This window comes from Sporosarcina sp. CAU 1771 (assembly GCF_054482775.1).
The window spans coordinates 184,973-203,834 of sequence record NZ_JBTLRN010000002.1 but is presented as its reverse complement, the minus strand read 5'-3'; the positions used below and the strand labels follow the sequence as shown (position 1 = coordinate 203,834).

Genomic DNA, 18,862 nt, shown 5'->3' with positions numbered 1-18,862 from the left:
TACTTCACTTATTCTTTCTCGTTTCCCAATCTGCTAAGAAAGCTTCGATCCCTTTGTCAGTCAGAGGATGGTTAAATAATTGTTTGAGTACATTGAATGGTACAGTTGCAATATGAGAACCATGTAAAGCAGCATCTGTAATATGTTGAGGACTACGAATTGAGGCCGCGATGATTTCAGATTTGATGTCATGTTGTACAAATATGTCAGCAATTGTTCCAATTAACGCCATGCCATCTTGTCCAATATCATCAAGTCTCCCGAGGAATGGTGATACATACGTTGCGCCTGCACGTGCAGCAAGTAGCGCCTGATTCGCACTGAAAATGAGTGTTACGTTTGTTTTAATGCCTTCATCTCTAAAGACAGAACACGCTTTTAAACCTTCTGGTGTCATCGGTAATTTAACCGTTATATTTGGAGCTATTTTAGCAAGTTCGCGACCTTCTTTTAGCATACCCTCAGCATCAAGAGATATGACTTCCGCACTTACAGATCCGCCAACAAGTTCAGTTATTTCTCGTAATCTATCATGGAATGGTACGTCCTCTTTCGCAACAAGAGATGGATTTGTTGTGACTCCCGAAAGAATCCCCCAACTGTGCGCTTCTTTTATTTCCTCAAAGTTTGCTGTATCTATAAAAAATTTCAATCGTAACCTCTCCTCTACATAATAAATATAAATTTAACAATAATAAGGAGAATACATCGATCTGAAGTAATTCTCCTTGTTCTATAAAAATCAGATGTTTACTGATTCATGTTAAGCTTTTTGTGAACTTCCGAATTCGCGCATTTTACCTATAACCGTTTGTTTAATCGCCTCACGCATCGGAGCGAGATACTTGCGTGGGTCATACACGTCTGCATCGCTAGAAAGTGCTTCACGAACAGCTTGTGTACCCCTAATTTGATTTTCTGTATTGACATTGATTTTTGAAGTGCCTAGCGAAATGGCCCGCTGAATATCTTTTGTAGGGATGCCTGTTCCACCGTGTAAAACAAGGGGCAAATCGGATTGACCTGAAATGATTTCCATTTCGTCAAAACCAAGATTCGGGTCGCCTTTGTATGGACCATGAACAGATCCAAGTGCTGGAGCTAGACAATCAATTCCAGTTCTATCAACAAGTTCTTTACATTCAGCTGGATTTGCATAAATAACTCCATCTGCTATTATATCATCTTCTTGCCCACCGACTACGCCTAATTCTGCTTCCACAGAAACACCGCGTGCATGTGCATATTCGACAACTCGTTTTGTAAGTTCAATATTTTCTTCAAGTGGTTTAGATGAAGCATCGATCATCACAGACGTAAAGCCTGCTTCAATCGCTTCTTTGCATTTTTCAAAACTAGTTCCATGATCAAGGTGTATTGCAACAGGCACTGTCGTGTTGTAGTCCTGCATCAACCCTTTTACCATATGAACGACTGTCGTAAAGCCACCCATATAACGTGCTGCACCTTCAGATACCCCAAGAATAACAGGTGATTGCTCTTCCTCTGCAGCCTGTAAAATGGCTTGTGTATATTCTAGATTATTTAAATTGAATTGACCAATTGCATAACCTTCTTTTTTTCCCTTAATCATCATTTCTTTCATCGAAACTAGCACTATAAAAGTTCCTCCCATAATACCATAATGGATACATTCATTTGTTATCATAACAAAAACGGGCAGTGTTTACCACTGCCCGCCTTGTCAACTGCCTATTATTTCGTTTACAGCATCTCGCAATTCAAAGATATCGAATGGCTTCGTGAAATATTTTCGTACACCTAAATCTTTCGCTTTGTCCATTAACTCTGTTTCTGCATATGCCGTCATCATAACAACCGGAACTCTTATCCCACTTTCTTCAAGCCTTTTCAACACTTCAATGCCATTCATACCCGGCATATTCATGTCAAGAAGCAAGCAATCTGGAAGTTCCACTTCAATTTCTTGAAGGGCTTTTAATCCGGTTGAGGCAATTCGTGTTCGATGCCCTTCCTTTCTAAAGATTTCCTCAAGTAGCATCTGGATTCCCTTTTGATCATCAACAATCAATAGATTTTTCACATACCCTACCTTCCTCCGGTAATTGCATAATGGTTATAATTATCTACATACACCTTATTCTACAAGACCGGGAAACTTACCTTTAAATCAAGACACAATTCTATTTTGTTTTCCAAGTGTCTCGCTCTATAATGGATATGAGGTGGTAAATGTGAAAATGTTAACAACGCAAATTAACGGTCTGTTGCAACGTATTGCAACAAACAATGAAGAATCGATTGAAGAAACAGCGAGACTTCTTGCTCAAGCTACAAGTGGTGAAGGGCGTGTCATTATTGCAGCTTATCAAGATATGGATGCCGTAGTTACAGCAGCCATGTACGGTGCAGAGGTTTTAGCAGATGTGGTTCGGTACGAAGATGGTATGGAATTGAGTACTTCTGATCGCGTCTGGATACTAACAAGAACTGAAACGGACGAGCCTGCACTTCAGTTAGCTCGTGACCTTGACAGTCGCTTTATTCCGTTCGCGGTTGCTGCTTCCGGAAAGCACGATACCGACAATGAGCTTGCAGATCTTTCGTATACATATATCTCGACTGGGCTTACTCGTGGTCTTTTACCCGGTGATGATGAGGAAAGAATTGTCCAACCTCATGCACTCGTTGCTTTATTCATCTATGAAGCAGTTAAACGGTCGTATGACGAAATGCTTTCAGAGGATTAAAAAAAACGTCACTAGAACAGGTTATTTCCTGCTTTAGTGACGTTTTCATGCTTACTTTTGTCTTTCCAACGCCGCACGTACAAATTCACGCATTAATGGTTGTGGGCTTGTAGGACGTGATGCAAATTCCGGTTGGAACTGGCAACCTATGAAAAATGGGTGATCTTTCAATTCAATTATTTCAACAAGCTGGCCATCAGGACTCACACCTGCAAAGACCATTCCATGCTCTTCTAAACGATCACGGTATGCGTTGTTTAACTCATAGCGGTGACGATGACGTTCATAAATTAACTCTTCACCGTAAGCCGCACTCGACTTCGTATCTTTTTTCACCTTACATGGGAATAAACCAAGGCGCATTGTGTTCCCATTTTCATCTGTATCTTTTTGTTCTAAAGGCATTTCAACAACTGGATTTTGTGTTTCAGAATTAAATTCAGTCGAATCAGCATCTTTAATTCCAAGTACATTTCTAGCATACTCAATCGCTGCCAATTGCATACCGAGAGAAATTCCGAAAAATGGTACTTCTTTTTCACGCGCATACGTAATTGCTTCAATTTTACCGTCAATGCCTCTGTCCCCAAATCCAGCTGGAACAACGATACCATCAACATCTCCTAACAATTCACTAGCGTTTTCAGCAGTCACTTCTTCTGAATTAATCCATTTAATATCGATTTCAGAATCAAATCCGTATCCTGCATGACGAAGTGCCTCAACAACGGAAATGTACGCATCTTGAAGTTCAACATACTTCCCTACTAAACCGATTCGTACTTTCTTTGAAAGAGACTTAACAAGTGCAACTAGTTCTTTGATTTCTGTCATATCGGGTTCCCCCGTTGTAAGATTTAAGAAATCAACAACAATTTTATCCATATTTTGCTTTTGCAATGAAAGTGGTACTTCGTATAATGTTTCTGCATCAAGTGCTTCAATTACTTCTTCCGCCTTAATGTTACAGAACAAAGCAATCTTATCTTTCATATCTTGAGGAACTGGATATTCACTACGAACAACAATCATATTCGGTTGGATGCCTAATCCTCTTAATTCTTTTACGCTATGCTGTGTTGGTTTTGTTTTTAATTCAGCTGCTGCTTGTAAATAAGGAATGAGCGTACAGTGAATGAACATGACTTCGTCTTTGTCAAGATCCATTTTCATTTGACGAATCGCTTCAATGTAAGGAAGTGATTCGATATCCCCTACGCTTCCACCTATCTCGGTAATCACAACATCTGCATTTGTTTCTTTACCCGAACGCAAAATACGTTCTTTTATTTCATTTGTAATATGCGGAATTACTTGTACAGTTGCACCGTTGTAGTCTCCGCGGCGTTCTTTTTTCAGTACTGTAGAATATACTTTCCCCATCGTAACGTTGGAATACTTATTTAATTTAATATCAATAAAACGTTCATAGTGTCCAAGGTCTAGATCCGTTTCAGCACCGTCTTCTGTGACGAATACTTCACCGTGTTGATAAGGACTCATCGTTCCAGGGTCAACGTTGATATACGGGTCAAATTTTTGAATCGTTACTTGAAGACCTCTGTTTTTTAGCAAGCGTCCTAATGATGCTGCTGTAATTCCTTTACCTAAAGATGAAACAACTCCACCTGTTACAAATATATATTTTGTCATGTTGTCAAAATCCTCCGTCCGTTTTTTATAAAACATGCCTCAGCATGATTATTCCCACTCAACTTTTTTTCGAAGGAAACTCTTCTTTTTTGCACGTTAAAACCCTACTATTTATAGAGTTCATCAAACAAAAAAGCGCCCCGTCCGCAGTATAACCTGAGGGAGGAGCGCATATGCACGAATTCATGTGCCCTATTAAGGAGCCCTGTAAAATATTATATTACGCTCGCGCTGAAGTCAAGGATTTAATCCTCTTCTTCTTCGTCATCTTCTTCGTCGTCATCTAGATCAACGTCGTCTGGAATAATTTCAAGTTCATCGTCTGGCTCTAAAAGATCCGCTTCGATTTCAACGACTTCTTCTTCCTCGTCGTCGTCTTCATCGTCTTCTTCGTCAACGTCGATTTCATCGAATCCTTCTACAAGAACCTCATCGTCATCTTCGTCTTCTTCGTCGTCATCTTCTTCAAACTCATCCAACTCTTCATCATCTATAAGCGACTTCTTCTTCTTTTTCTTCTTACGTACTTTAACAACTGGTGCTGTCTCTACTTCAAGCGTATCAACTGGATACCATTCACGGAGTCCCCAACGAATATCATCAATTGATAAAAAACGGCCATCAATATTCATGTCCGTATAAAATTGTTGCATGCCTTCAGCCATAGCTTTCACTGTAAGACCGTTCAACTTACGAACTTCGTCCATTAATTGCTTAAGAGTTAAATGCTCTCCTCTGCCTCTTTCAGTTAAAACAGCATAAGCAATGTCAATCAGTGATTCTTCAAATAGTTGCTCTTTCGTCATTTCACGGATATTCAATACACGCACGTCCTTTCTCTGAACATAAGTATAAGTATCATGTAAAAAAGAGACTAGACATATCTAGTCCCTTTTGTATGCTAGTTAAATCTACACTAATGTATTTATCATACTATACCACGAACCTTTTTATACGTAAAGCAAACATGGCCTATTTTTCGCCCTTCAATTTCTTGAGCTCTTTGTATGCGATAGATGATAGATATATTGTTGTGAGCAAAAATGGAATGACCCCGAAACCATTACCGTATAAGAGGTAAGTTAAGGTCGTGAGTATGGAAACAATTATGAAGTGGTGATACAGTTTCACAACAACACCTCTTTCCAAGCAAACCATCTACTCTTAATCTTATTATCTTATGACAATACTCTAGTTATTATCTCACAACATATGGAAGAAATCCACAACTGGCCTCCCCATTGCTGTGGATTTCTTCCTCTTATGCTGCACATTACATATTGCGTCGGTATTGCCCGCCTACTTCATACAATGCGTTTGTTATTTGACCAAGACTTGCCACTTTAACTGTCTCCATTAATTCTGCAAAAATATTCCCACCTGTAACGGCGACTTGTTTAAGTTGCTTCAATGCTTGTTCGCACTCCGCCTCGTTTTTAGATTGGAAAGCACGAAGATTGATAATTTGTGTTTCTTTCTCTTCTTGTGTTGCTCTAGCAATTTCCATATTATCAATATCGTCAGTTGAAGGTGGATTTGGATTTAAATACGTGTTCACACCAACGATTGGCAATTCTCCAGTATGTTTTTTCATCTCATAATGCATCGATTCTTCCTGGATTTTACCTCGTTGGTATTGAGTTTCCATAGAGCCTAATACACCACCACGATCATTCAATCGCGTAAATTCTTCTAAAACGGCTTCTTCCACAAGGTCAGTTACTTCATCAATAATGAATGCACCTTGAAGCGGATTTTCGTTTTTCGAAAGACCGTGTTCTTTTGTAATAATCATTTGGATCGCCATTGCGCGGCGAACCGATTCTTCTGTCGGTGTTGTTATCGCTTCATCGTAAGCATTCGTGTGTAGTGAATTACAGTTATCCTGTAGAGCCATTAATGCTTGCAGCGTTGTGCGAATATCATTAAAATCAATTTCTTGTGCATGTAAACTACGGCCAGAAGTTTGGACATGATACTTCAACTTTTGACTGCGTTCGTTCGCACCGTATTTTTCACGCATAGCAACTGCCCAAATACGGCGAGCTACACGTCCAATGACTGTATACTCCGGATCTAATCCGTTCGAGAAGAAGAAGGACAAGTTCGGTGCAAAGTCATCGATGTTCATGCCGCGGCTTAAGTAATATTCTACATACGTGAATCCGTTCGCCAAAGTAAATGCCAATTGCGAGATTGGATTCGCGCCAGCTTCAGCAATATGATAGCCAGAAATCGAAACTGAATAGTAGTTACGTACTTTTTGATCGATGAAAAACTGTTGAATGTCTCCCATTAATCGCAGGGCAAATTCTGTAGAGAAAATACATGTATTTTGACCTTGGTCTTCTTTTAAAATATCCGCTTGGACCGTTCCACGAACAACTTGCATCGTCGATTCTTTCACATTCGTGAATTCCTCGAGTGTCAGCGCACGTCCTAACTCTTCCTCTTGCACTTTAACTTGCTGATCGATTGCCGTGTTCATGAACATAGCTAAAATGATTGGCGCTGGTCCATTAATCGTCATCGACACAGATGTTGTCGGAGCACAAAGGTCAAAGCCATCGTATAACTTCTTCATATCGGTAAGCGTACAAATACTTACGCCCGATTCCCCTACTTTCCCATAAATATCTGGGCGTTCATGAGGGTCTTCACCGTAAAGCGTTACCGAATCGAATGCTGTAGATAGTCGTTTTGCATCATCGTCTTTCGACAAATAATGAAAGCGGCGATTCGTTCGTTCTGGAGTTCCTTCTCCCGCGAATTGGCGTTTTGGATCTTCTCCTTCACGTTTGAACGGGAATACACCTGCTGTATAAGGGAATGAACCCGGGACGTTTTCACGGTATACCCAACGAAGAATTTCTCCGTAATCTTTAAATTTCGGCAAGGATACTTTAGGAATTCTTAATCCTGAAAGACTAACTGTACGAAGAATTGTGCGAATTTCTCTGTCACGCACTTTTGTCACAAGTTCGTCTCCTGCATAGGACTCTTTAAGTTCTTTCCAATTTGCAAGAATTCGTTTCGACTCCGACGTTAATTCCTCAGATACACTATCCGCTAAAGACTGAAGTGTTGAAACAAGGACATCATTTGGTGCTTGTTCTTGCACGGTTTCAATTGTACCTTCTAGTTGAAACAACTTTCGAGCAAGGTTTTCTTGTACTTCAGACTTCTTGTGATAGCCACGAACTGCATCGCTAATCTCCCGTAAATAATGGAGTCGATCAACCGGAATGATCACATTTTGTATTTGAGTTTTCACCAAGTCATCATATGAAGTCGTCCAATCCAAGCCACATTTTTCATTCAAAACGCCAACAATTGCTGCGAAAAGAGAATTTGTGCCTTTGTCGTTGAATTGACTTGCGATTGTTCCGTAAATCGGCATTTGGTCCAGGTTTTTATCCCATAAAAGACGGCTGCGTTGATATTGCTTCTGTACTTGTCGCAATGCATCTTCAGAACCTTTGCGCTCGAATTTATTAATCGCAATTACATCGGCATAATCAATCATGTCAATTTTCTCAAGTTGCGTCGGCGCACCGAATTCACTTGTCATGACATACATCGACACATCAGCAATGTCTGCAATATCCGCGTCACCTTGCCCAATTCCACTCGTTTCAACGATGATTAGGTCATAGCCTGCGACTTTTACGATATCTAATACATCTTTTATTGCTCCAGAAAGTTCCGAACGTGAACCTCTCGTTGCCAAACTCCGCATGAACACACGATTGTTAAAAATCGAATTCATACGTATCCGGTCTCCTAAAAGAGCACCGCCCGTTTTTTGTTTCGTTGGATCAATGGAAAGGATTGCAACTTTTTTGTCGGTTAATTCATGTAAAAAACGACGAATTAATTCATCCGTGAGGGAACTTTTCCCTGCGCCACCTGTACCTGTTATTCCAAATATCGGTGTGTCTTTTGACATTTCACGCGCTTTTTCAACAAGCTTTTTTGCCGCTGGATTGTCCTTATTATAGGACTCTTCCGCATACGTAATTAGATTCGCTAGAACTTCCGGATTCGATGTAGATACTTTCTCGAGGTTCGCCATTTCATTGTCGACTTCGGTTAAGTAGTCACACTCTTCCATCATTCGGTTGATCATTCCTTGAAGGCCCATTGTACGCCCATCTTCTGGAGAAAATACCCAAGAGATCCCGTAGTCATGAAGCTCTTTAATTTCCTTAGGAATGATGACTCCGCCTCCGCCCGCATAAATGCGAATGTGAGGAGCCCCTCTTTCTTGAAGTAGGTCATGCATATATTTAAAGTATTCGACGTGTCCGCCTTGGTAAGACGACATTGCGATCATCTGAACATCTTCTTGAATGGCTGCGTTGACAACTTCTTCAACTGCACGGTTATGCCCTAGATGAATAACTTCTGCGCCGGTTGCTTGCAAAATACGACGCATAATATTAATCGATGCATCATGCCCATCAAAAAGTGCTGATGCCGTAATTACACGAATATGATGTTTCGGTTTATAAATCTCTACTGTTGCTACCATACTGAATTACACCCTTTCTTTTCCGCTCACTATCCCACTAAAGAGCTGGTCTGTTTGAATTTGAATGTATTGTTGAATCGTGTACTCTTTCTGCAACGCCCATCTACGGAACGCCCACATTTGACCCTGAACAACAATATGGTGAGCTGCTAGTTCGATTTCTTTTGAATTAATTCGCAAGACTCCTGATGTCGCGCAAGACTGGAGTAGTTTCTCAAACAACGAAACCATTAACATTTCTTTCTTTAACACATACTGCAAGGCATCTTTAGGCAAAGATTTCGATTCTTGGTACATGACGAGGAATTCATCCGACATATCGTCAATTAAATTGAAGTAATGGTCAATTGCCGAATGAAGTCCTTCGACTGTTCCTGCATTTTTTGTGAGTTCAGATAGACGATTGTTCACTTCATCATAAATGCTGTCACAAACAAGAAATAGAATATCTTCCTTTGTACGAATGTATTCGTACAACGTTCCAATACTGAAACCAGCTTCTTTTGCAATTTCTCGGGTCGTTGTTCGGTGAAAACCTTTTTCCTTGAACAACTTAACCGATCCACGAACCATTTGAGCCCTGCGCTTTTCTATTAAACTTTCATCTTTTACTGAGGATTTCACTTCACGTTTGGCACTCATCCATTGCACCCCCGATTTATTTAGTTAACATACGGGAGATAACGAGACGTTGAATTTCTTGCGTTCCCTCGTAAATCTGTGTGATTTTCGCGTCGCGCATAAAACGTTCAACAGGATAATCCTTTGTATACCCATACCCTCCGAATACTTGAACCGCTTCTGTTGTCACTTTCATCGCCGTATCTCCTGCCATCAGTTTTGCCATAGCAGACTCTTTTCCATACGGTAAGTTGTTCGATTCAAGCCAAGCTGCTTGATACGTTAGAAGCCTCGATGCTTCAGTAGCTGTTGCCATATCTGCAAGTTTAAAGCCAATTCCTTGGTTTGCTGCAATCGGCTTTCCGAATTGTTCACGCTCTTTTGCATAACCAACAGAAGCATCTAGTGCACCTTGTGCAATTCCTACAGCTTGTGCTGCGATCCCGTTCCGTCCACCGTCAAGTGTTTTCATTGCAATTACAAATCCATCACCAATGTTTCCAAGAAGATTTTCTTTTGGAACTCGGCAATTGTCAAACATAATTTCAGTCGTAGGAGATGAACGAATGCCAAGTTTGCGTTCTTTTTTCCCAACGGAGAAGCCTGGGAAGTCCTTCTCAACAATAAACGCGCTTGTTTCCGGACGTTTTCCAGAAGCATTTGTTACTGCAAATACTACGTAAATATCAGCAATTCCGCCGTTTGTAATAAAGATTTTAGAACCATTTAACATGTAATCATCGCCATCGAGTTTCGCTGTTGTGCGCATAGCACCCGCGTCAGAACCCGATGCAGGTTCCGTTAAACCATAAGCGCCTATTTTTGTACCTTCCGCCATAGGACGTAAGTATTTCTGTTTCTGTTCTTCCGTACCGTATTTGTATACAGGCCATCCTGCAAGTGAAGTATGTGCTGACAATGTCACGCCGACAGAGGCACATACACGAGAAAGTTCTTCAACAGCAATGACATACGCTAAGTAGTCACTCCCAATTCCACCGTATTCTTCAGGCCATGGAATGCCTGTTAAACCTAGTGCCGCCATTTTTTCAAATAACACCATATCAAAACGCTCTTCTTCGTCACGCTCTGCAGCTGTCGGAGCTACTTCTTTTTCTGCAAAGTCACGTACCATTTTACGGATCATTTCATGTTCTTCTGATAGTTTAAAATTCATTTTTATTCCCACCCTTTTTTATAGTGAATTGCATTTGAACTGTACTTGAATTAATTTGAGCGAAATTCGCGATTGTTTGTTGTGCTACGCAAGGAGTTTGTTGGACTCCGTCGGTTGTTTGTTGACCTACGCGATTAGTTTGTTGACCTACACGCAAATTTGATTGAACTCCACACCGTTCGTTGCACTACGCACATCATTGGTTGCACTCCCCAATTAGTTGGTTGAACTACTCGCAACAATGGTTGAACTACATCATTTGTTGCACTGCGTACTTCATTTGTTGACCTACGCAACCAGTTTGTTGGTCTACACGCAAATTTGATTGAACTCTACACCGTTCGTTGCACTACGCACAGCATTGGTTGAACTCCCCAATCAGTTGGTTGAACTACTCGCAACAATGGTTGAACTACATCATTTGTTGCACTGCGTACATCGTTGGTTGACCTACGCGGCAAGTTTGTTGACCTACACGCAAATTTGATTGAACTCTACACCGTTCGTTGCACTACGCACAGCATTGGTTGAACTCCCCAATCAGTTGGTTGAACTACTCGCAACAATGGTTGAACTACATCATTTGTTGCACTGCGTACATCGTTGGTTGACCTACGCGGCAAGTTTGTTGACCTACATGCTAATTTGATTGAACTCTACACCATTCGTTGCGCTACGCACAGCATTGGTTGGACTCCTCAATTAGTTGGTTGAACTACTCGCAACATTGGTTGGACTACATCATTTGTTGCACTGCGCACACCATCCCCCAAATCCTATTTCGTCAAATGTTTCGAGATAACGATACGTTGAATCTCGCTTGTTCCTTCGTAAATCTCCGTAACTTTGGAATCTCGGAAATAGCGTTCAACCGGGTAATCCTTCGTATAGCCGTATCCACCGAATACTTGAACGGCTTCGATTGAATTATCGACAGCTGCTTTTGATGCAAATAATTTCGCCATCGACGCTTCTTTTCCACACGGTAAGCCTTCTGCACGAAGCGCGGCAGCGCGGTATACAAGTAATTTTGCAGCCTCGACTGCCGTTGCCATATCCGCTAGTTTAAATCCGATCCCTTGTTGTTCTGAGATTGGCTTGCCAAATTGGACACGTTCTTTTGCGTACCCAGTAGCCGCTTCAAGTGAAGCTTCCGCTAAACCGAGTGCTTGTGCAGCAATTCCGATGCGGCCAACGTCTAAGTTCGCCATCGCAATTTTGAAGCCTTGACCTTCTTCTCCGAGTAGATTTTCAGCAGGCACTTTCATATTTTCAAAAATAAGTTCCACTGTACGCGAACCATGTAAACCCATTTTGCGTTCATCTTTTCCGATAATTAAACCTGGGGTATCCTTATCGACTATAAATGCTGAGATGCCGTATGTTTTATCAGCCGGATTCGTTGAAGCAAAAACGATATAAACTTCCGCTTCGCCGCCATTCGTAATGAACATTTTCGAGCCATTTAAGATATAGTCATTGCCAGTTTTAACAGCGCGAGTTTTGAGTGCGCCTGCATCTGATCCAGAAGAGGATTCAGTAAGACAAAATGCACCAAGGGATTGACCACTTGCCATTTTTGGTAAGTATCGATCTTTTTGTTCGTCGTTTCCAAAATACATAATCGGATTCATTCCAACGGATGTATGAACAGAAAGGATTGCACCTACAACGGCACTCACTTTAGACAATTCATGAATCGCAATAATATACGATACAAAATCCATCTCGGAACCGTTGTACTTTTGGGGAGCTGTAATGCCCATCAACCCTAGTTCACCCATTTTTTTAAGAATGTCTCGAGGAAACTCCCCAGCTTCCATTCTTGGAATAAAAGGTTCAATTTCTGCTTTCGCAAAGTTCCGTACCATGTCTCGCATCATCTGTTGTTCTTCGGTGAATTGTAAGTTCATAATCATTTCTCCTCGTATACGTAGAATCCTCTACCCGATTTCTTTCCGTACCAACCTGCTTTAACGTACTTCCTGAGCAATGGACATGGACGATATTTTGAATCTCCGAAACCTTCATGCAATGTTTCCATAATGTACAAACATGTATCGAGTCCGATAAAATCGGCAAGTTGAAGGGGGCCCATTGGATGATTCATACCCAACTTCATCACTTCATCGATCGCCTCTTTTGTCGCAACTCCCTCATACAATGTATAAATGGCTTCATTGATCATCGGCATTAGAATTCGATTGGCTACAAAACCAGGGAAATCATTTACTTCCACAGGTACTTTAGATAGTTTCTGAGTCATTTGTTCAACAGCTTGATAGACGTCGTCTGTCGTTGCTAATCCACGAATAATTTCTACCAGTTTCATAACAGGAACTGGGTTCATGAAATGCATGCCTATGACTTGTTCCGGACGATTCGTTGCCGCCGCAATTTCGGTAATTGGCATAGATGATGTATTTGACGCAAGAATTGCATGTGCCGGTGCGATTTCATCTAGCTGTTTAAAAATCGACTGTTTAACCGCCATATTTTCTACTGCAGCTTCGATAACAATATCAACATCCGATGCGTCGCTTAAATTTAACGATTTTGTAATACGTACGAGCGTTGCCGTCTTCTCTTCTTCCGTCATTCGACCTTTTTCTACATTGCGCGTAAGATTTTTCGTAATGACTGCAAGACCATTCATATAGGATTCTTCTTTAATATCATTCAATTTCACTTCGAAACCTGCTTGTGCACAAACCTGAGCGATTCCTCCACCCATTTGTCCCGCACCGATCACCATTACTTTTTTAATTTCCATGATTCGGGCCCTCCACTTCAATCATCACTGCGTCGCCTTGACCCCCACCTGAACAAATCGAAGCGATACCGATTCCACCACCACGTCTTTTCAGTTCATAGGCGAGTGTTAGGATGATACGTGCGCCACTTGCCCCAATTGGATGTCCAAGAGCAACCGCGCCCCCGTTGACATTCACTTTTTTCGAATCAAGATCAGCGATTTTCGAACTCGCTAGAGCAACTGCTGCGAATGCTTCATTTATTTCAAATAAATCAATATCCGCTAGTGTTTTTCCCGTCTTTTTCAATAAAGCATTTATAACGAGTCCCGGAGTTTGCGGGAAATTTTCTGGTTCAACTGCCACTTCGGCATGACCGATAATTGTAGCGAGTGGTGTTTTGCCTTCTTTTTTCGCACGGTCTGCGTTCATTAAAACGAGCGCACATGCTCCGTCATTTACACCCGGTGCATTGCCTGCAGTAATTGTTCCATCCTTACCAAAAGCCGGACGTAATTTAGCAAGTGACTCAAGTGACGTATCACGACGCGGAGATTCGTCTGTATCGACTAGAAGTGCATCGCCTCGGCGTTGTGGAATTTCAACAGGTACGATTTCTTCGGCAAACTTCCCGCTATCGATTGCTGCTAATGCAAGCTCATGGCTGCGAAGCGACCATTCGTCTTGTGTTTCACGCGTTAAAGAAAATTCGTCTGCCGTTGAGTTTCCATAGGTTCCCATATGGACATTGTTCGGTGAGAATGAACACGTAAGACCGTCGTAGACCATGCCGTCAATCAGTTGGGCATCCCCCATTTTCAAACCGAATCGCCCTTTTGGTAATAAATACGGTGCGCTCGACATCGATTCCATCCCGCCGGCTACAATCACTTCTTCATCACCTAAACGGATAAGTTGATCGCCAAGTGTGACACTGCGCATGCCCGAAGCACAAACTTTATTAATCGTTTCGGTTTTCACATGCCACGGAATGTCGGCCTTTGTTGCCGCCTGCCTCGAAGGGATTTGCCCTTGACCCGCTTGGAGTACCGTCCCAATAATCACTTCATCAATTACATCTGCAGCAACTCCGCTTCGATCCAGTGCTTCACGAATTGCAATTCCGCCTAAATCACTTGCTGAAAGACTTGCCAACGTACCGCCAAATTTTCCGAAAGGTGTTCGTGCTCCATCTAGTATCACTGTCTTTGCCATCCTTACCGCCTCCAACTCTTTATTGTTAACGCTTTCAAGTTTATGGGTTCAATGAACGACTGAACGCTCGCTCAGTCACTGTGCAAAGAAAAGAGGAAGTGCGAACACTTCCTCTTCAATTACTTGTAGTATATCTTATTATCAAACTCTTCGCAATAGAGTTATTGCAAAATTGGTTCTTCCTCTTCTACAATTTCAGGCGTATAATCTGTGCCAAAAATCGAACGTTCGAGTAATTCTGCAATATCTGACGTCGCGACCGTGTCTTCTACCTCAACAGCCTTCGTTCCATCTGACAACATTGTTAGACAGTACGGACAACCAGATGAAATGATGCCAGGGCTAACTTCAAGTGCTTGCTCTGTACGTGCAACGTTAATACGCTGACCTACATCTTCTTCCATCCACATCATTCCGCCACCTGCTCCACAACACATGCCATCTTCACGGTTTCGTTCCATTTCGACAAGGTTCACACCCGGTATTGCCTTCAAAATTTCACGTGGTGGATCGTAGACGTCATTGTAACGTCCTAGATAACACGAATCATGGAACGTAATCGTTTCATTAATTTCATGTACCGGTTTCAAAATCCCTTTTTGGACGAGGTCGTAAAGCATTTCCGTATGGTGAACAACTTCCGCCTTAAATCCATAGTCCGGATATTCGTTTTTAAAGATATTATATGCATGCGGGTCAATCGTGACAATTTTCGTGACGCCCGCTTTTTCAAATTCTTTAATATTCGCTTCAGCTAACTCTTGGAATAAAAACTCATTTCCTAAACGTCTAGGTGTGTCTCCAGAGTTCTTTTCTTTATTCCCAAGGATTGCGAATTTGATATTTGCTTCGTTCATCAGGTGAACAAATGATTCAACGATTTTTTGTGAACGACTATCGAAAGCACCCATCGAACCGACCCATAGAAGGTATTCAAATTCTTCGCCTGCTTTACTCAATTCTTTCACTGTAGGAACGTGAAGATCCGGACGAGCATCTCTCCACTTCTCTTTTTCTTTACGGTTAAGACCCCAAGGATTTCCTTGACGTTCGATGTTTGTCATCGCACGCTGAGCGTCTGGATCCATTTTTCCTTCTGTCATAACAAGATGACGACGAAGGTCAATAATTTTGTCGACGTGTTCGTTCATAACTGGACATTGATCTTCACAGTTGCGACATGTTGTACACGCCCAAATTTCTTCTTCCGTAATAACATCTCCGATAAGTGACGGGTTATAAATGTCATCCATCGTAGCGCCTTCTAATCCAGCAGCAAAAGCAATCTGATTGCCTTGTGTTTTGCCGAAAGCAAATGCTGGAACCCATGGCTTTTGCTTCGTAACAAGTGCACCTGTATTCGTGAGGTTATCACGTAGTTTTGTAATTAAGTCCATTGGAGAAAGCATTTTCCCTGTTCCTGTTGCTGGACACATATTCGTACAACGCCCACATTCTACACAGGCATACAAGTCGATCATTTGAAACTGTGTGAAATCTGTTATTTTTCCTACACCGAGTGCAGGCATATCCTCTTCACTTTCAGCTGTTTCCATTGCTTCAAAATCAATCGGCTTAAGTCTGCCCGCATGATCAAGTCTATGGACATATGTGTTTACTGGCCCTGCAATTAAATGCGCATGTTTCGACTGTGGCACATAAATGAGGAACGTTAGTAAAATTAATAAATGAATCCACCAACTGATGAAGAACACAACTGCCGCTGCTGTCGGTGACATGAAGCCAAAGATTGTAGCGATTGAAGATGCCACTGGTTCAGTCCAAGTTGCTGCGTGCCCTTGCCAAATGATATTCATCCCATTCGCAAGTAATGTTGAAAGCATAAGTCCGCCGATGAAGATAAGGACGAGACCTGACTTCCATCCGCGTTTGAGTCGAACAAGCTTCTCAACATATCGTCGATGAAACGCCCATACGACTGCAACAAGAATCGTAAGCGCTACAATTTCCTGAAAGAACGTGAACGCTCCGTAAACTGGACCAAACGGAAGGTGTGAACCTGGTTTAAGTCCCTTCCAAATTAAATCAATTGCCCCAAACTGGACAAGTAAAAAACCATAGAAGAACAATACGTGAATCGTACCGCTTTTTTTATCTTTTAATAACTTCTTCTGTCCAAATACATATATCCAAATCTTTTGAAGACGTTCTTTGACATTATGATCAAAATCTTCTTTTCTACCAAGTCGAATGAATTGAGTCCGAGTTTTGATTAAATATGTAAATAAGGCAAGTGCATACGCTGTAATCCCGAGAAACAATACCCAGTTGGCGATTAATAATGGGTTCATTCTTACTCTCCTCCTCTTTTTTCAAATCTTTAGTTAATAGTTAGTGTAGTAGAAATAACGACTACTGTCGACACTTTATTTACTAGTATAGGTTATGAATGAGCATTCAGTCAACGAGATTCGTACAAAAAGAATAAGGTTTAGTTATTCTTGGTGTACGTTCATTTTCTTTTGTACGATTTATCCATTCGCCCACTTTAAAATTTCAATCTCTAGTAAATCGATGCCCGTCGCGATTTCCTGCAAAGTTGAGTACTCTTCTGGATTATGACTTAGACCGTTTTCTGATGGGATAAATAACATTCCCACTGGACAAAGCTTTGCCATATTCATTGCATCATGACCCGCACCACTTGGCATTAGCTTGTAATTCACATTCTTTTGCTCACACGTTTCTTGTAAACTTTTCACGATACTTTGATTGATCCTAAGCGGTTCTTCATCACTAATTTGCGTAGTCGTAATTTGTAAGTTACGCCTCTTTTGTACTTCCGCTATTTTTTCTTTCAGTTCGTCGATTACTTTGTCCTTCGAATAAATTGACGTTCCGCGTAAATCGATTTTCATTTCCACTCGTCCAGGTACTGTATTCATAGCTCCTGGCAGTAACTCACAAACACCAACAGTCGCAACTGTCCCATTCGCCGCTTCTAAAATGGCATACGACTCGAGTGCCAACGCAATTTCTGCTGCACCTAAAAAAGCATCTTTACGGTAATCCATTGGCGTTGTTCCCGAGTGAGATGCCAGCCCAACCAATTGAAGTTTAAACCTTGTCGGAGCGGCAATTCCTGTAACTACCCCTATTTGTCGACCTTCTCTTTCCAAAACAGGTCCTTGTTCGATATGAAGCTCAAAGAAAACTTTATAATCTTTCTCGCTGCGAACTGCGTTTTCGATTGTATCAATATTCAGTTCATTCTTTGTAAATTCATCGCGTAAAAACAACCCATTTTTATCACGCAAGTTTAGGATTTCTTCTTTCTTCAATGTCCCCGCAATTGCTTTACTGCCAAGTGTGGAAAAACTAAATCGAGCTGATTCTTCACAAGTGAAAACTATGATTTCAAGTGGATGCTCTGTTTGAATCTTCTTTTCATTTAACCGAAAAACGATTTCTAGCGCTGCCAAAACTCCAACCGTTCCATCGTATTTTCCACCCTCATAAACCGTGTCAATATGCGAACCAAATGCTACTGCAGGCAGCTCAGGATTTTTCCCTTCCCGACGTGCAATTAAATTCCCAACTGCATCTATTTCGACTTCCAATCCTTCCGCTTTACAAAGTCCCATTATGTAATTCATCGTTTTTCGTTCTTCATCCGAATAAGCTAGACGGTTAATGCCTTCACCCGAACTCCCGAATTCACTAAGTTTGATTAACAATTGTTCAATTCTTTTTAAACTCATTGCAATTCCCTCACTTTCAATCCTATCTATATGTTTAATAACCCTATCATAATAGTCAAAATTCCTATTGCGTACATTCCCTCAGCTGTGTATGATTTTACTTTAGACCTTTTTAAAAGTGAATAATTAATCAAGTAACGGTATAATTTTACACATGATTTATTATACATTTTATACGTATCGAAGTAAATGAGAGGAGGCGAACAATATGGGAGAGGTCGATAAAGTAAAAGCTTTTTCTGAGTTATATGATTTGATGGTATTTTATTCTGAAAACCGCGATCAACCTGTCGCTAAAGGGTTTGATTTCTTTAAGAACGTCGAACTCCAATGCGATCTATTGGGGTTGGACTTTGAGGAGTTCAAGAAGGAATTCAACTTGAATAAGGGCGGATTTTAATTTCTATATATCACAACATAGAAGCCATCTGAAAAGTCGAATATGACTTTTCAGA

The 18,862-nt window shown here is 41.2% G+C and carries 15 protein-coding genes; 2 read left to right on the top strand and 13 right to left on the bottom strand.

The window, feature by feature from the left end; genetic code table 11:
- Positions 1-4: 4 nt before the first annotated feature.
- From fsa to ACXYMX_RS03540, 3 genes are all read right to left on the bottom strand, one after another.
- The gene (fsa, locus tag ACXYMX_RS03550; RefSeq protein ID WP_459042849.1) at positions 5-652 is read right to left on the bottom strand and encodes a fructose-6-phosphate aldolase; all 648 of its coding nucleotides are present in this window, start codon (positions 650-652) and stop codon (positions 5-7) included.
- A 111-nt stretch (positions 653-763) separates the two neighbouring features.
- A complete protein-coding gene (locus tag ACXYMX_RS03545; protein WP_459042929.1) occupies positions 764-1,621 on the bottom strand; it encodes a class II fructose-bisphosphate aldolase in 858 nt (285 codons plus the stop codon).
- A gap of 84 nt (positions 1,622-1,705) precedes the next feature.
- Positions 1,706-2,065 carry a response regulator gene (locus ACXYMX_RS03540; RefSeq protein ID WP_459042848.1) on the bottom strand — a complete coding sequence of 120 codons (360 nt, stop codon included), beginning with the start codon at positions 2,063-2,065 and terminating at the stop codon, positions 1,706-1,708.
- 157 nt (positions 2,066-2,222) lie between these two features.
- Here ACXYMX_RS03540 and ACXYMX_RS03535 point away from each other — a divergent pair, with 157 nt between their 5' ends.
- Positions 2,223-2,732: a DUF2529 family protein gene (locus ACXYMX_RS03535; protein WP_459042928.1), complete on the top strand. Its 510-nt coding sequence runs from the start codon at positions 2,223-2,225 to the stop codon at positions 2,730-2,732.
- Positions 2,733-2,783: 51 nt separating this feature from the next.
- Here the strand turns inward: ACXYMX_RS03535 and ACXYMX_RS03530 are convergent, their stop codons facing one another.
- From ACXYMX_RS03530 to ACXYMX_RS03485, 10 genes are all read right to left on the bottom strand, one after another.
- Complete coding sequence (locus tag ACXYMX_RS03530) at positions 2,784-4,385, bottom strand: CTP synthase (protein ID WP_459042847.1); 1,602 nt, start codon at positions 4,383-4,385, stop codon at positions 2,784-2,786.
- 245 nt (positions 4,386-4,630) lie between these two features.
- Positions 4,631-5,206, bottom strand: a complete 576-nt coding sequence (rpoE, locus tag ACXYMX_RS03525; protein ID WP_459042846.1) for a DNA-directed RNA polymerase subunit delta — start codon at positions 5,204-5,206, stop codon at positions 4,631-4,633.
- Positions 5,207-5,658: 452 nt separating this feature from the next.
- The gene (gene icmF / locus ACXYMX_RS03520; RefSeq protein WP_459042845.1) at positions 5,659-8,919 is read right to left on the bottom strand and encodes a fused isobutyryl-CoA mutase/GTPase IcmF; all 3,261 of its coding nucleotides are present in this window, start codon (positions 8,917-8,919) and stop codon (positions 5,659-5,661) included.
- A 6-nt stretch (positions 8,920-8,925) separates the two neighbouring features.
- The gene (locus tag ACXYMX_RS03515; RefSeq protein ID WP_459042844.1) at positions 8,926-9,561 is read right to left on the bottom strand and encodes a TetR/AcrR family transcriptional regulator; all 636 of its coding nucleotides are present in this window, start codon (positions 9,559-9,561) and stop codon (positions 8,926-8,928) included.
- A 16-nt stretch (positions 9,562-9,577) separates the two neighbouring features.
- Complete coding sequence (locus tag ACXYMX_RS03510; RefSeq protein WP_459042843.1) at positions 9,578-10,717, bottom strand: acyl-CoA dehydrogenase; 1,140 nt, start codon at positions 10,715-10,717, stop codon at positions 9,578-9,580.
- 776 nt (positions 10,718-11,493) lie between these two features.
- Positions 11,494-12,630 (bottom strand): acyl-CoA dehydrogenase, encoded by a 1,137-nt coding sequence (locus ACXYMX_RS03505; RefSeq protein ID WP_459042842.1) that lies wholly within the window; start codon positions 12,628-12,630, stop codon positions 11,494-11,496.
- A gap of 2 nt (positions 12,631-12,632) precedes the next feature.
- Positions 12,633-13,490 carry a 3-hydroxybutyryl-CoA dehydrogenase gene (locus ACXYMX_RS03500; RefSeq protein ID WP_459042841.1) on the bottom strand — a complete coding sequence of 286 codons (858 nt, stop codon included), beginning with the start codon at positions 13,488-13,490 and terminating at the stop codon, positions 12,633-12,635.
- Complete coding sequence (locus tag ACXYMX_RS03495) at positions 13,480-14,685, bottom strand: acetyl-CoA C-acetyltransferase (RefSeq protein WP_459042840.1); 1,206 nt, start codon at positions 14,683-14,685, stop codon at positions 13,480-13,482. Before ACXYMX_RS03495 ends, ACXYMX_RS03500 begins: the two co-directional genes overlap by 11 nt.
- Before the next feature lie 161 nt (positions 14,686-14,846).
- Entirely contained in the window at positions 14,847-16,997 is a 2,151-nt protein-coding gene (locus tag ACXYMX_RS03490; protein ID WP_459042839.1) for a 4Fe-4S dicluster domain-containing protein, read from the bottom strand.
- Positions 16,998-17,177: 180 nt separating this feature from the next.
- Complete coding sequence (locus tag ACXYMX_RS03485) at positions 17,178-18,407, bottom strand: M20 family metallo-hydrolase (RefSeq protein ID WP_459042838.1); 1,230 nt, start codon at positions 18,405-18,407, stop codon at positions 17,178-17,180.
- Positions 18,408-18,615: 208 nt separating this feature from the next.
- On the opposite strand from ACXYMX_RS03485, the gene ACXYMX_RS03480 reads away from it, so the two are divergent.
- The gene (locus ACXYMX_RS03480; protein ID WP_459042837.1) at positions 18,616-18,807 is read left to right on the top strand and encodes a hypothetical protein; all 192 of its coding nucleotides are present in this window, start codon (positions 18,616-18,618) and stop codon (positions 18,805-18,807) included.
- Positions 18,808-18,862: the final 55 nt, after the last annotated feature.